The organism is Neobacillus rhizosphaerae, assembly GCF_050477885.1.
Lineage (GTDB): Bacteria > Bacillota > Bacilli > Bacillales > Cytobacillaceae > Neobacillus > Neobacillus rhizosphaerae_A.
In genome coordinates this window covers 1-13,729 of record NZ_JBCNAC010000006.1, presented here as the reverse complement: position 1 = coordinate 13,729, position 13,729 = coordinate 1, and the positions used below count along the sequence as shown (strand labels likewise).

General features: G+C 38.7%; 12 protein-coding genes. 4 read left to right on the top strand and 8 right to left on the bottom strand.

What is annotated here, in order from left to right:
• Positions 1-183 precede the first annotated feature (183 nt).
• Together ABES03_RS00650 and ABES03_RS00645 are read left to right on the top strand one after the other, a co-directional pair.
• The gene (locus tag ABES03_RS00650) at positions 184-849 is read left to right on the top strand and encodes an FMN-dependent NADH-azoreductase (protein WP_430114266.1); all 666 of its coding nucleotides are present in this window, start codon (positions 184-186) and stop codon (positions 847-849) included.
• A gap of 117 nt (positions 850-966) precedes the next feature.
• Entirely contained in the window at positions 967-2,247 is a 1,281-nt protein-coding gene (locus ABES03_RS00645; protein ID WP_430114264.1) for an ATP-binding protein, read from the top strand.
• A gap of 28 nt (positions 2,248-2,275) precedes the next feature.
• On the opposite strand, the gene ABES03_RS00640 is transcribed toward ABES03_RS00645, so the two are convergent.
• Together ABES03_RS00640 and gnd are read right to left on the bottom strand one after the other, a co-directional pair.
• Positions 2,276-3,271 carry a CAP domain-containing protein gene (locus tag ABES03_RS00640; RefSeq protein WP_430114262.1) on the bottom strand — a complete coding sequence of 332 codons (996 nt, stop codon included), beginning with the start codon at positions 3,269-3,271 and terminating at the stop codon, positions 2,276-2,278.
• A 159-nt stretch (positions 3,272-3,430) separates the two neighbouring features.
• Entirely contained in the window at positions 3,431-4,327 is an 897-nt protein-coding gene (gnd, locus tag ABES03_RS00635) for a phosphogluconate dehydrogenase (NAD(+)-dependent, decarboxylating) (protein WP_430114259.1), read from the bottom strand.
• Positions 4,328-4,661: 334 nt separating this feature from the next.
• Here gnd and ABES03_RS00630 point away from each other — a divergent pair, with 334 nt between their 5' ends.
• Positions 4,662-5,501, top strand: a complete 840-nt coding sequence (locus tag ABES03_RS00630; protein WP_430114257.1) for a MurR/RpiR family transcriptional regulator — start codon at positions 4,662-4,664, stop codon at positions 5,499-5,501.
• A 107-nt stretch (positions 5,502-5,608) separates the two neighbouring features.
• Here the strand turns inward: ABES03_RS00630 and yhbH are convergent, their stop codons facing one another.
• The 6 genes from yhbH to queG form a co-directional block, all read right to left on the bottom strand.
• On the bottom strand, positions 5,609-6,775 hold the full coding sequence (gene yhbH / locus ABES03_RS00625; RefSeq protein WP_430114254.1) for a sporulation protein YhbH: 1,167 nt from the start codon (positions 6,773-6,775) through the stop codon (positions 5,609-5,611).
• Between the two features lie 243 nt (positions 6,776-7,018).
• Positions 7,019-8,914, bottom strand: a complete 1,896-nt coding sequence (locus ABES03_RS00620; RefSeq protein ID WP_430114252.1) for a PrkA family serine protein kinase — start codon at positions 8,912-8,914, stop codon at positions 7,019-7,021.
• Between the two features lie 480 nt (positions 8,915-9,394).
• Positions 9,395-10,144 (bottom strand): oxygen-insensitive NADPH nitroreductase, encoded by a 750-nt coding sequence (nfsA, locus tag ABES03_RS00615; RefSeq protein WP_430114250.1) that lies wholly within the window; start codon positions 10,142-10,144, stop codon positions 9,395-9,397.
• A gap of 54 nt (positions 10,145-10,198) precedes the next feature.
• Positions 10,199-10,672: a tRNA (uridine(34)/cytosine(34)/5-carboxymethylaminomethyluridine(34)-2'-O)-methyltransferase TrmL gene (gene trmL / locus ABES03_RS00610; protein WP_430114248.1), complete on the bottom strand. Its 474-nt coding sequence runs from the start codon at positions 10,670-10,672 to the stop codon at positions 10,199-10,201.
• A gap of 102 nt (positions 10,673-10,774) precedes the next feature.
• The gene (locus ABES03_RS00605; protein ID WP_430114246.1) at positions 10,775-11,650 is read right to left on the bottom strand and encodes an amidase domain-containing protein; all 876 of its coding nucleotides are present in this window, start codon (positions 11,648-11,650) and stop codon (positions 10,775-10,777) included.
• Between the two features lie 87 nt (positions 11,651-11,737).
• Entirely contained in the window at positions 11,738-12,868 is a 1,131-nt protein-coding gene (gene queG, locus ABES03_RS00600) for a tRNA epoxyqueuosine(34) reductase QueG (protein WP_430114243.1), read from the bottom strand.
• A gap of 117 nt (positions 12,869-12,985) precedes the next feature.
• On the opposite strand from queG, the gene ABES03_RS00595 reads away from it, so the two are divergent.
• Positions 12,986-13,651 (top strand): B3/B4 domain-containing protein, encoded by a 666-nt coding sequence (locus tag ABES03_RS00595; RefSeq protein ID WP_430114240.1) that lies wholly within the window; start codon positions 12,986-12,988, stop codon positions 13,649-13,651.
• The last annotated feature ends 78 nt before the right edge of the window (positions 13,652-13,729 follow it).

Here is a 13,729-nt window from a genome sequence, read left to right as displayed (position 1 = left end):
CCACAGGAGTCTTCGTGCCTTCAACTCCAATCATCAGGATATAAAAATCAACACTATTCTTTAACACAGACATATGTTGACACTTAATGTTCATGAACGTCACTGTTTGTTCAATGTTGAACAAAGATATTTTTTCTATAATGAGAGTAAGAAATTAAATACTTTTAGATAGGTCGTGTTTTAGTGAAAAAACTACTTTATATAACAGCAAACCCCAAAGGACTTGAAAAATCAAAGGGATTGCAAATCGGTGAAGCCTTCCTTGAGGTCTATCAACAACAGCGCCCCGATGTTGAAATTAAAAGAATGGATTTATTTTCTTTAGATTTTGCTCAAATGGATGCAGATTTGGTGTTTGCCAGAGGAAAATTAGCTGGGTATGGATATACATTAGATCAATTGTCCGAAGTGGAAAGAGAGAAAATCTTAAAAATGCACGCCCTTGCGGATGAATTTATCTCATATGACTATTACGTTTTTGTGTCACCTATGTGGAATTTAAATTCCCCCGCGGTAGTAAAAGCCTTTTTAGATAACCTATTTATTGCAGGTAAAACCTTTGCACATACAGCAAACGGTCCAAAAGGACTTTTAACAGATAAAAAAGCCATTCATATTCAGACAAGGGGTGGACAATATACAGGGACCCCACTACAAGGCATGGAATCTGGTGACCGTTATTTAAGAATTGCCCTTAATTTCCTTGGCATAAACGTAATGGATACTGTCATTGCTGAAGGATTTGATCTTTATCCACAAAGAGTACCTGAAATCTTAGCAAAGGCAAAGGAAAACGCCAAACTGGCTGCAATAGAATTTAGCCTTGAACCAGTCCCTTCACAAAACTAAAAGGCTTCCTTAGGAGGCCTTTTTTGTATAACTATCTAAAAATTTCGCGAATTTTGTTGTATAATAAGGGAAATACCTGTAAAATTTTCCTATGACCCCTAATGGACGGTGATGTTTATGGAAATTACGAAACACCTTTTCTTAAATCTCTCCCTTTTAATCATATTGCTTTTCTTTGGTTTGCTAATTCTTGAAAAAAGTAAAAAATTCACCTTTTCTAAACCCTCATTAGTCTTAATATTTAGTTTCTTGCTTTTGTTATGTATTCAATTCTCCTATAATCCAGTTTCCTATGCTAGGTACGATTTAAGAATTATTCCATTAGTACTTGGTGGCCTTTATGTAGGGATCGGACCCATCCTTGTGTTATCACTAATAATCTTAAGAAGTTTCTACGGATTAAATTTAGGTTTTCTTCAAACAACCATCCTTTATACACCACTTATTATTATTTTTTGGCGTATGTATCCATGGTTTTGGAAGCAGGTTCCCGTCCGACGAATATTTGTCACTGTTTGTATGGGTATGACCCTTTCCATAATTACAGTCCTGGGCATGAGCTTTAGCAATAATCATACAAACTGGTTCGATGCTTGGTTTGCCTACTTGGTCATTCCTTCCCTGGGAATCGGCATCCTTTCTTACTCGATAGAATTTGTCCTAAAAAATACAGAGATGCGCCAACAGCTGATAAAAGCAGAAAAATTAAAAGCCGTTGAACAAATGGGGGCTGCAATTTCCCATGAGATTCGTAATCCGCTTACTGCAGCAAGCGGTTTTGTTCAACTTCTACAGGATGATTATCTTCCAAGACAAAAAAGGAAGGAGTATTTATCCATCGTAAAGGAAGAGTTACATTCTGCAGAAAGAGTCATCCAAGATTATTTAACCTTTGCTAAACCAGATTTAGAAACCTTCGAAGAACTGAATGTAAAAAGTGAACTCCGACAAATTATTAATATTCTTCAGCCTTTGGCCAATCAAAATTCGGTTGAGATTATTACCGATTTCTCAGTTATTGGGTTCATCAAAGGGGACAGACAAAAATTTCGACAATGCTTTATTAATGTCCTTAAGAATGCGATTGAATCAATGCCTAATGGCGGCTATCTAACGTTATCTACTGAATATAACCAAAACTGTATCACCATTAACGTGAAAGACACGGGAATTGGCATGACTAAGGAGCAGCTTGATCGATTAGGAGAACCTTTTTACTCCACAAAAGGTAAAAATGGTACTGGTTTAGGCATGATGGTCGTGTATAGCATTGTTCGTGCTATGGATGGTGACATTTGGGTTGATAGTGAAGTAGACAAAGGAACAATCTTTCAATTTGAATTCCCTGCCCTAACGAATTTCTTGAATATGAATGATTGTAAAGTGAATGAAGGCTGACTCAGTGAGTCAGCCTTTTTTTACTGGATTATTTGCCAATAAACATTTGTGACCAATGCTTCCCAGTCTGTTCAAATCCAACTCCGATGTGAGTGAAATTTGGACTGAGGATGTTTTTACGATGTCCTTCGCTGTTCATCCACGCAGTAACTACTTCTTGTGGTGTACGTTGTCCTTGAGCAATATTTTCACCAGCAGATTTATAAGTCACGCCAAAATCTCTCATCATGTCGAATGGAGATCCATACGTTGGACTAGTATGTGAAAAGTAATGATTTTGTTGCATATCTTGTGATTTTTTCTGAGCTACCCCACTTAATTGGGTATCAGCTTTCAATGCTGGAAGTCCATTTTTGCTTCTTTGAGCGTTTGTTAGGTCAATGACTTGTTGTACATATTGACTAACAGTTCCACTAGTAGGCGCATTTGTTGCTGGCTGTTTTGGTGCCGGCTGTGCCTGCTTTGGTGCCGGTGTTGGAGCTGTCGGTGCCGGTTGTGCTTGCTTCGGTGCCATCGGTGTTGTCTGCTTAGGAGCAGGTTGAGTCTGCTGTGGTGCCGGCTGACCCTCAGGTGCTTGACCAGTTGGCACCTGCTGCCCGATATACGGCTGAATTTGATTCATAATCCCTGCCCAACCCTGTTTTGGGTCAATTTTAACAAATTGGTACTTGGCGTCACGAATCAAAACTGCTCTAGTATGAGGATATTGATTACTGTCCAAATTTGTTTCATAAGCAGAAATCATATCATCATTGTTTCTATTTATTTTCCGCTTCTTACTAAACCAATTACGATCGGTATCACTTTGGCTGTTGTTAGTATTTGTATAATCCTCTGTAAGCGGACCATTATGGTCAATCCCATCATCCCGTCCATTCCGAACATCAAGAATGTGGTCATTTCGGTTAGTGTTCATTCCCACTCGGTCACGATCGTTGATATCATTGCGAGCATTGTTATTACAAGCTGCTAACCCCATTGTGAGGACCGCTGTTAGAAGGATCCCTGCTGGTTTTTTTATCAATCGAAAAACCCCCTTTTTCTCAAAGTTTTCTTGCCTTCTTATTTTCTATTTTTTGTGAAGAACTATGAATGGTAATAAACGTCTGAATGAAAAGAAAAAGGGTTTTAGGGTAAAAAAAAACAACAGATGAAAATTCCATCTGCTGTTCTACGAGTTCAATTATTTACTTACAACACCGTGTCCGCCAAATTCATTTCTTAAAGCAGAAACCACTTTTCCTGAGAAAGTGTCCTCTTCTAACGAGCGATATCTCATCATAAGGGATAGAGCAATGACTGGGGAAGCCGTTTGAAGGTCTAAGGCTGTTTCTACAGTCCATTTTCCTTCACCTGAAGAATGCATGATTCCTTTAATTCCTTCAAGCTTTGCATCCTTTGAAAAAGCATTTTGTGTCAATTCCATTAACCAAGAGCGGATAACAGACCCGTTACTCCATACCCTTGCAACCTGCTCAAAATCATAATCATATGGACTTTTATCTAGCAGCTCAAAACCTTCAGCAATCGACTGCATCATTCCATACTCAATTCCATTATGTATCATTTTTAAATAATGACCGCTTCCACTTTCTCCTGCATAAAGATAGCCGTTTTCTACACAAATATGTTCAAAAATTTCTTCCACATGCTGGAATGCTTCTTTGTTTCCACCAATCATAGTACAAGCACCATTTCTTGCACCTTCCACTCCTCCACTCGTACCAACATCAAGGAAATGGATGCCCTTTTCGGCAAATTCTTTTCCACGCGCTATTGATTCTTTGTAGTGAGAATTTCCACCTTCGATAACAATATCTCCAGCGTCAAGTAATTCGTTAAGCTCTTGAATTACGTTATTTGTAATTTGACCCGCTGGTACCATTACCCAAACGACTCTCGGGGATGGAAGAGATGAAACTAATTCTGCTAATGAGCTAACACCTTGTCCACCTTTTTCAGAGATTTCTGCAACAGCCTTTTCGTTTACATCAAATGCTGCAACCTCGTGTTTATGATCTAATAAGTTTAAAGCTAAACTATATCCCATTTTTCCTAAGCCAATTAATCCAATTTTCATTTGTATGTCCCCTTCATGAAATATTTTTTCATCTTCTACTACTATAGTCAAAAAAATTTCTTTTATCAATTGTTTTGATGAAATTTTTTTTCATAAACTCTTTTTATGCTATAATTTATTTATCAATTGCTCTGTTAATTGTCTGTTGATTTCCGCTCCAGGCGCTTCGCTTTCCGTGGGCGTTTCGGCGAGCCTCCTCGGCGCTTGCGCCTGCGGGGTCTCCCCTGAACCGTACTCCCACAGGAGTCTTCGCGCCTTCCGCTCCAATCAACAGGGTATAAAAATCATCAATGTTCTTTAACAAAGCCAAATCAATAAAAAATGAGGGTTGCAGATGAGCTGCATTAATAAAATACGCTCTTACTATGCCAGATTTAGTGAAAAGGAAAAGCAAATTGCCGATTTTATATTAGACAATCCTGAGAAAATTCTTCACAGCACGATTAACGAAGTCGCCGAAGATCTCGGGATGGCTGACGCCACCGTTTTCCGCTTTTGTAAGCGGATTGGATTTAAAGGGTACCAGGCAATGAAAATTGCACTAGCCTCAGAGATCATTACCCCCATCCAGCAAATTCATGAGGAAATTACGGAAGGTGATAATGAAAAGGCTGTCACTGAAAAAGTATTTCAATCAAATATAAGAACCTTAGAAAATACCTTACATCTTCAGGACAGCGATTCGATTCAAAGGGCAGTTAAGATGATTCATACGGCTGAAAGAGTCCATTTTTACGGAACAGGTGGTTCAGCTGTTATTGCTATGGACGCATTCCATAAGTTTATTCGAACAGGCATTAAAGCGTTCGCATTTATTGATTCCCACTTTCAACTCATGTCCGCATCTCAGTTAACAGAAAAAGATTTGGCTGTTGTCATCTCTCATTCTGGAGCAAATAAAGATACAATTGATATTTTGAATGTTGCCAGTGAAAATGGAGCTAAATCAATCGGGATCACCAGTTTTCCTAAATCACCAATTAGTCAAAAGGTTGATGTAGCGCTTTTTACCAGCTCAGAAGAAACTGAGTACCGTTCTGAAGCGTTAGCATCAAGGATTGCACAATTAAGTCTCATTGATGCCTTGTACGTAAATATCATGGTCTTAAATAAAGAACATGCCAAAGCGTCTCTTGGTAAAATACGGTCCGCCATTTCAGACACAAGAATTTAATGATGAACTAAGATTTTGTTCTATAATTATTATTCACTATTTTTCATTTTACATTACGGTCTTTTACACAAACAAACGACAGGTGATCACACCTGTCGTTTGTTCGATTATGCGTATTGTTTGGACTCTTCCTGTTGAAAAAAGCTCTTCATGGCATGGAATACATCTGCTTTTTGTTTGAGGATATAATATCTGAAATGTTCATCCTTGATATTCTTGTATGCGGACATGAGAGTTGAATGTCGGTTATACTGATTAACCTCTCCATATCCAAACATGTTGGATACCTTCATTAACTCTTCTACAAGCTTCACGCAACGAGCGTTATCCGATGTGAGATTATCACCGTCTGAAAAATGGAATGGATAGATGTTGAACTTTCGTGGATTATACTTACTGTCAATGATTTCCAGGGCTTTTCGGTAAGCAGAAGAACAAATGGTTCCACCGCTTTCACCTTTTGAAAAAAAGTCTTCTTCCGTCACAATTTTTGCTTCGGTATGGTGTGCGATAAACTCAATTTCAACTGTTTCATACTTGGTTCTTAAAAAGCGTGTCATCCAGAAGAAAAAGCTGCGGGCCATATACTTTTCCCAAATTCCCATTGAACCGCTCGTGTCCATCATAGCAATAACGACTGCTTTTGAATCCGGTTTGACCACTTCATTCCAAGTCTTAAACTTTAAATCGTCTTTGTAAATAGGGTGAAACGACGGTTTCCCACTCATGGCATTACGTTTAAAAGCTGACATCATGGTACGTTTTTTATCAATATTACCCATTAAACCTGTTTTTCTGATATCGTTGAACTCTATGTTTTCAACGAGATGTTCCTGCTCTTCTTTTCTTTTTAAATTCGGAAGCTCCAATTGTTTAAATAATGCTTCCTCAAGCTCCATTAATGACACTTCAGCTTCAAAATAGTCTTCTCCGGCCTGATCTCCTGCTCCTTGGCCTTTGCCCGGACCTTTTTGCCCACTAGAACCGTCACGTGCTACAACATCACCGACTTGACTGTCACCGTCACCTTGGCCCACGTGTTTGTTTTTGTCATAATTATAGCGAATTTTATATTCGTCCAACGAACGAATTGGAATTTTTACCACATCTCGACCATTAGACATGATTATGCTCTCTTCAGTAATGAGATCTGGAAGATTGTTGCGAATTGCCTCCTGGACTTTTTCCTGATGCCGCTGCTGGTCATCGTGGCCTTTACGGTGGAGGGACCAATCTTCTCTTGAAATGACAAATTGATGATTGTTAACAGACAATGTAAACCCCTCCTTATGAAATTATTTAAATCCTTATTGCACACTTTTTCCTACAAATACATAAAATAATCCGATTAAAAAGTTCAATTAAAATATGGATTACTTTATCCTATGCAAGAGCGAAGAATAATTTACTAATAATTTCGACAATTGGGTTTTAGCCTATGAAAATGGACGAGTTATGAGATGGAAAAAAAGAGACTGACAGATTCTTTCTGCCAGTCCTTCCTATTTTAATCCTAGTTATCGGTTTAATAAGCTTCCAACATATCGTAGTAATTCATTAGCTGAAGTTGAATTATACCCATGTTCATCTACTAAACGTGCCACTACGTCATTGATTTTCTTCAACTGCTGCTCATCTGGAGTTTTTGAGGAGGTCGTAATTTTTACAACATCCTTTAAATCAGCAAAGAGCTTCTTCTGAATAGCCTCGCGGAGTCGGTCATGCGAATTATAGTCAAACCGCTTCCCTTTTCTTGCGAAAGCAGAAATGCGGATTAATACCTCTTCTCTAAAGGCTTTCTTCGCATTTTCCGAAATCCCAATTTGTTCTTCAATTGAACGCATAAGCTTTTCGTCCGGATTGATTTCTTCTCCAGTTAATTGATCCCGAAGCTTATTCTTATTGCAGTATGCTTCTACATTATCCAAATAATTGTCCATGAGTGTTTTTGCAGACTCTTCATACGAGTATACAAACGCTTTTTGAACTTCTTTCTTCGCAATATTATCATACTCTTTTCTAGCTAAAGAAATATAATTCATATAGCGTTCACGCAGTTCTGCTGTAATAGAAGGGTGTTGGTCCAGCCCATCCTTTAACGACCTTAACACGTCTAAGGCATTAATTGAAGGTACTTCTTTTCTAATAATAGTAGAGGAAATTCTATTGATCACATAACGTGGATCAATACCGCTCATGCCCTCATCTGGATATTCCTTTTTGAGTTCATCTATATCGGCTGTATTAAAACCTTCCACACTTTCCCCATCATAAAGGCGCATTTTCTTCAGTAAATCAATATCCCCTTTTTTAGGCTCCTTTAAGCGTGTTAAAATAGTGAACATCGCTGCTACCTTTAACGTATGTGGCGCAATATGAACATCAGAAACATCACTTTCATTAATCATTTTTTCATAAATTCTCTCTTCTTGAGAAACCTTAAGGTTATATGGAATTGGCATAACGATAATCCGTGAATGCAATGCCTCATTCTTCTTATTGGAGATAAAGGATCGGTACTCGGTTTCGTTCGTGTGAGCTACAATTAATTCATCAGCAGAAATTAACGCAAACCTTCCAGCTTTAAAGTTCCCCTCTTGTGTCAAGGAAAGTAAATGCCAAAGGAATTTCTCATCACATTTTAGCATCTCTTGGAATTCCATCATTCCACGGTTAGCTTTATTCAGTTCACCATCGAAACGATAGGCTCTAGGGTCAGACTCAGAACCAAATTCCGCAATCGTTGAAAAATCAATACTTCCTGTTAAATCAGCAATATCCTGTGATTTAGGATCGGACGGACTAAAGGTTCCAATACCAGTTCTCTTATCTTCTGAGAAAAAGATTCTTTCTACTTGAACATCTTCAATCCTGCCGCCATACTCCTGTTCAAGGCGCATCATATTGAGCGGTGAAAGATTCCCTTCAATTCTAATCCCGTATTCTTCAAAGAAGTCACGACGTAAATGATGTGGAATTAAATGCAGGGGATCCTCATGCATCGGACAGCCTTTAATGGCAAATACAGAACCCCTATCGGTATGCGAGTAGGCTTCTAATCCTCTTTTTAACATAGTAACTAGTGTCGATTTTCCGCCGCTTACCGGACCCATCAAAAGCAAAATCCGCTTTCTTACATCCAGCCTTTTAGCTGCAGGGTGGAAATACTCTTCCACTAAACGCTCCAATGACTCTTCTAAGCCAAATAATTGATTACTGAAAAAGTTGTACCTTTTCGTCCCTTTTACCTCTTCAATCCCTGCATCCTTAACCATATTATATACTCGAGAATGTGCAGATTGTGCTACCCATGGCTTTTCCTTTAGCAACAGTAAATAATCAGCGAATGTTCCTTCCCAACGCAGTTTTTCCTCTTCTTCTCGATACATCTCGATTTTTTTTAAGATATCCATAAGGCCCTCCCCCTGTAGCTTAATCAGAGACGATTAATATACTCTATGCACCTTTGAACTTGAACATGCGTATGAGAGTGACTCTTTATCTTTTTTATTCGTTTCAGGAAATCTTACACTTTTCATTTTTTAAAGATAGGATATAATAAAATCATATGGGTAAAAAATGAAAATACGTAAGACGAAGGGGGCAATACATAACATGAACACTTTCATCGTTGTTTTAGTAATGATCACATTTTTGGCAGCAATCTTCACTGCAGGTTATAATGACAAGCCCGGTTCAACTAAATAGAAAAGCGGAAGCGCCTTGGTCAGCCCCGACAGGCAAATGTTCTTCAGCAAGAAAAGTCGCTCTTTGACTTTTATTGCTGAAGAACATTTGACCCGAGGGGCTAGGCGCTGGAGCTGGACAATTCTCGAAGTTCGAAGATTATCTATCTTAAAATGTGTAAAAAGGCTGCCATACAAGGCAGCCTTTTAACGTAGATCTAATTTATTTTTTTGAATAAACTCCTTCATATACATCCTACTTTGTTTTTCCAACATATGGGCCATTTGCGCTGCCCAGCGATCCTTTCTTTTCCCACCTGTTCTCTGTTCATAATAGGCGGAGATAAGCTGATCGTATTCTTGAAGCTGTTGCAAATAAACGTCCCTATTTTGTTCATATTCATTTTCATGATAAACATGTTCAAAAGGCAATCTTGGCTTTTGCTCCGTCATTTTTGCTGGATATCCCACCGCAAGTCCAAACAGAGGAATGACACGGTCTGGTGTTTTTAAGAGTTTTTTCACTTCTTCTAAGTTGTTTCGAATCCCTCCAATATAACAAATGCCTAATCCAAGAGATTCAGCTGCAATAGCTGCATTCTGAGCCGCTAAGGAAGCATCAATTAGCCCCACCATAAATTTCTCTGTACTTTCTAATGATGGGTTGACTTCTTTTTGTTCTTCTTTTCCTATGATGCTATGACGATAAAGATCTGCACAAAAAACAAAAAAATGACCATTTTTTTCAACATATTCCTGATTGCCTGCTAATTCGGCCAACTTTCTCTTTTTCTCTTGATCCTTCACACCAATAATGGAATAGGCTTGAATATAGCTTGACGTTGAGGCCGCCTGAGCACTCAATACAATAGTTTTAATCTGCTCCTCTGTTAAGGGCTTGTCCTCAAAGTGCCGTATGGAGCGATGGTTTAGAATGGTTGTGATGATATCATTCATTGTAGGTTCCCTTCCTTTTACAAAAAGAGGCCCAATAACCTGGGCCTCTTTTCCTTAATCGAGATTTGGATAGTTTTGCTGACGAAGTGCTTCATAAATAAGTATAGCTGCAGTATTAGAAAGATTTAACGAACGAATATTATTGTTCATCGGAATCCTTAGGCTTACGTCCTTATTATTTTCAATGACGTCCTTCGGTAAACCGGTTGTTTCCCTTCCGAAAATAAAATAATATTCCTTTTCTGGGTTACTGTAATCGAAACTGCTATGAGGCTTTTGCCCAAATTTCGTTAAGTAAAAAAATTCACCGCCAGCATTTTTATCATAAAATTCTTCTAAAGAATCATAATACGTAATATTTACATGCTCCCAATAATCTAGACCTGCTCTTTTCAACATCTTATCATCGGTCGAAAAGCCTAACGGCCGAATTAAATGTAAATGGGTATTGGTGCCAGCACAAGTCCTTGCGATGTTTCCTGTATTAGAAGGTATTTGTGGTTGATATAGTACTACGTGTATTGCCAAAAACCTCACCCCAGTTGAAAAAACTATTGAAGCAATTATACCACTCTCATTCCTTCTTTTAAAGAAAACCACTGCAAGGTCCATTCAATGAAGTGGAGAACCTTATGCATCGACAATGCTATAGAACTTATATTTGATATTTGGGGTGTAAGCTGAGGAATCCTCATAGGCCCAATACCGCTTTCGACTATTATAAGTATGAGCATTCACTAATGGCATTCCATTGGCATCCTTACCAGTCACAATAGTGTTGTGATTGTAACGGCCGTCCCCCTCAAAATCATAGCAAATAACGTCTCCCAGTAATAATTGTTCTGGACTGCTGACTTCCTTAGCCCTTAGACCCGCCTTTGAATTACCTAAGTATAACCTTAATGAATTGGCTACAGCCCAGCTATAGCTCCAATTTTGACGTTGCAGCCACCAACCTGTTCCCCGACTAGGATACCCTCTCATGGGGGCTCCTCCTGTATGAAGACATTGTGAAATGAAATTAGTACAATCTACTTCAAATTTCTTGTAGGCAGGGTTGTAGCTATTCCACCAGCGTTCCGCATATTGCACTGCTTTCAAGCGATCGTATTGATAGCTTAACCGTTGTTCATTTTCTTCAGTTACTACATCCATTGGCTCTTGATGAATGTGAACTTCCTCTTTTGGAACTCTTTCTTCATCCATGACTAGAGCACCTTTGTAGAACTTCGCCAATCTTTCTTCCATCTCTTCTTCCAAGTAGAGGATTCCTTTTTGCTTAATTAAGTACTGATAGTATGCAATGTATTTTACCGTTTGGAATTCTTCTTCCGTAATTTCCTCCATAATTTTCCCAGTGGCTTTCACCTTTACAATTTCTGCCGACCGATTTGCTAATGCTACTTGTTTTTTCTCAGCTTTTGGAAAAAACACCCTATGACTTCTTTTATCACTAACAAATTGATTCACTCTTTTTTCAAATAGATCCTGGAGCAATTCAAACATTATTTCTTCACCCCTTTCTTTCATACATATGAAGGAAAGTCGGTTTTAATATAAAAAAGAGCGAAACCAATTTGGTTCGCCCTTCACTTATTTAAAATGAGTTAGACTTTTTTCAATTTCTCGTTGAACTTCGCTCTCGGTTTCTATCTCTTTTGCTTTTAAAAGAGCAGCAAGAGCAGACTCACCACCTATTTTCCCAAGTGCCCATGCAGCCGTTCCCCTCGATACCGGACTAGCTTCCTTTTCTAATACTTCAATTAAGTCAGGAATAGCTGTATTATCTTTAAAATGAGCAAGGGCAATAATTGCATTTCGTTGAATTGGCTTTTTTCCTCTCCAAGAGCCAGCCACCGTACCAAATTGATTTTTAAACTCGCGGTTACTCAATTTTAATATCGGCTTTAGTAACGGCTTAGCTACCTCCGGATTGGCCTCCATTTCTTCGTGGAAATGATAGTTCTTCCCCTTATTCACTGGGCATGCGGTTTGGCAGGAATCACATCCATAAATTCGGTTTCCTATCTTATCCCGAAATTCATCCGGAATTAGGTCTTTTGTTTGTGTTAAAAAGGAAATGCAATGCTGTGCATTAATCTGTCCCCCTTGGACTAATGCACCCGTAGGACAAGCATCTAGACACTTCGTACAAGTACCACACTGGTCCTCAATTGGTGTATCCGGTTCAAATGGTATACTTGTTATCATTTCTCCTAAATAGACATAAGAGCCAAACTCTGGAGTAATTATGGCACAGTTCTTCCCACTCCACCCTATTCCAGCTCGCTCGGCAACAGCCCTATCAGAAAGCTCTCCCGTATCGACCATTGATTTTAACCGTGCCTCAGGGACCTTTGTTAAAATAAACTCTTCAAGCTTCTTTAGCCTGTCACGTAAAATATGGTGGTAATCGAGCCCCCAAGAAGCCCTGCTGAAAAATCCTCTTCGTTCACCCTTTCTTCCTTCTACACGTTCGTTCATTTTTGATGGATAGACAAGGGCAATCGCAATAATGGAACGTGGTTCCTCCATTAAAAGAGAGGGTGTCACACGTTTCTCTATGTCAGGCTCTTCGAATCCGGATTGATACCCAAGTTCTTGTTGTCTGACTAGTCTATTTTTCAATTCACTGAACATGTCTGCGGTTGTAAAACCGATCTTATCGATCCCAATTTCCTTGCTGTAGGCAATGAGGTCTTTTTTTAATTGTTTGACATCCATATTGGTTCCTCCTTCCCCCAAAGATTGTTTATATTAGGTGTGATTGGATTGTTTTAATTGTTGGTTGCACATCTATTTATGATAAACTATTTTAAATGAAATTTGGAGGTGGAATGGTTGGAAATTCAACTTTCACAAGAAATAAAGAAACACATACCTAACTTTAAACTGGGTGTGATCGAATATAAAAATATATTGGTCGGTGATTCACCGCAAATGCTAAGAGGCAGACTCCAGCTCTTCCAAGAGTCTATTTATTTTGATTTAGAGAATACACCTGTTACTGAGATACCTGGGATTCAGGAGTGGCGTTCAATTTTTAAAAAGAATGGTAAAGACCCTAACAGGTATCGTCCCTCTGTAGAAGCCTTATATAGGAGAGTACAGAAACAAAATTATCTTTCGTCTGTACAAAGCGCCATTGATATTAATAATTTTTTCTCTCTACAATACCAAGTACCTATCGGTATCTACGACCAAGAATGTTTGAATGGTCCCGTTAGTATTCGCTTTGGTGGTGAAGGGGAAAAATATGTGGGCTTAAATGGACGTTTAAATTCTTTGGAGCACCTTATTGTATCAGCCGATGAGATCGGCCCATTTGGAAGTCCTTTTGTGGATTCTGATAGAGCCCCTGTTTCGATTGAAACAAAACATGCTCTGCAACTCATCTATTTAAGACCATCCACTGATCTTCATAACGCAGAAAAGCTAATAGAATCTCTAATGAACATGTTTGTTCAAATACATGGCGGGGAAGCATCCTACCACATTCTTACATGATGCCAATCTGGCATCTTTTTTTCTGTAGGCTGTGTTGAGAACATTGTTAATTTTTATCCCCTGTTGATTGGAGTGGAA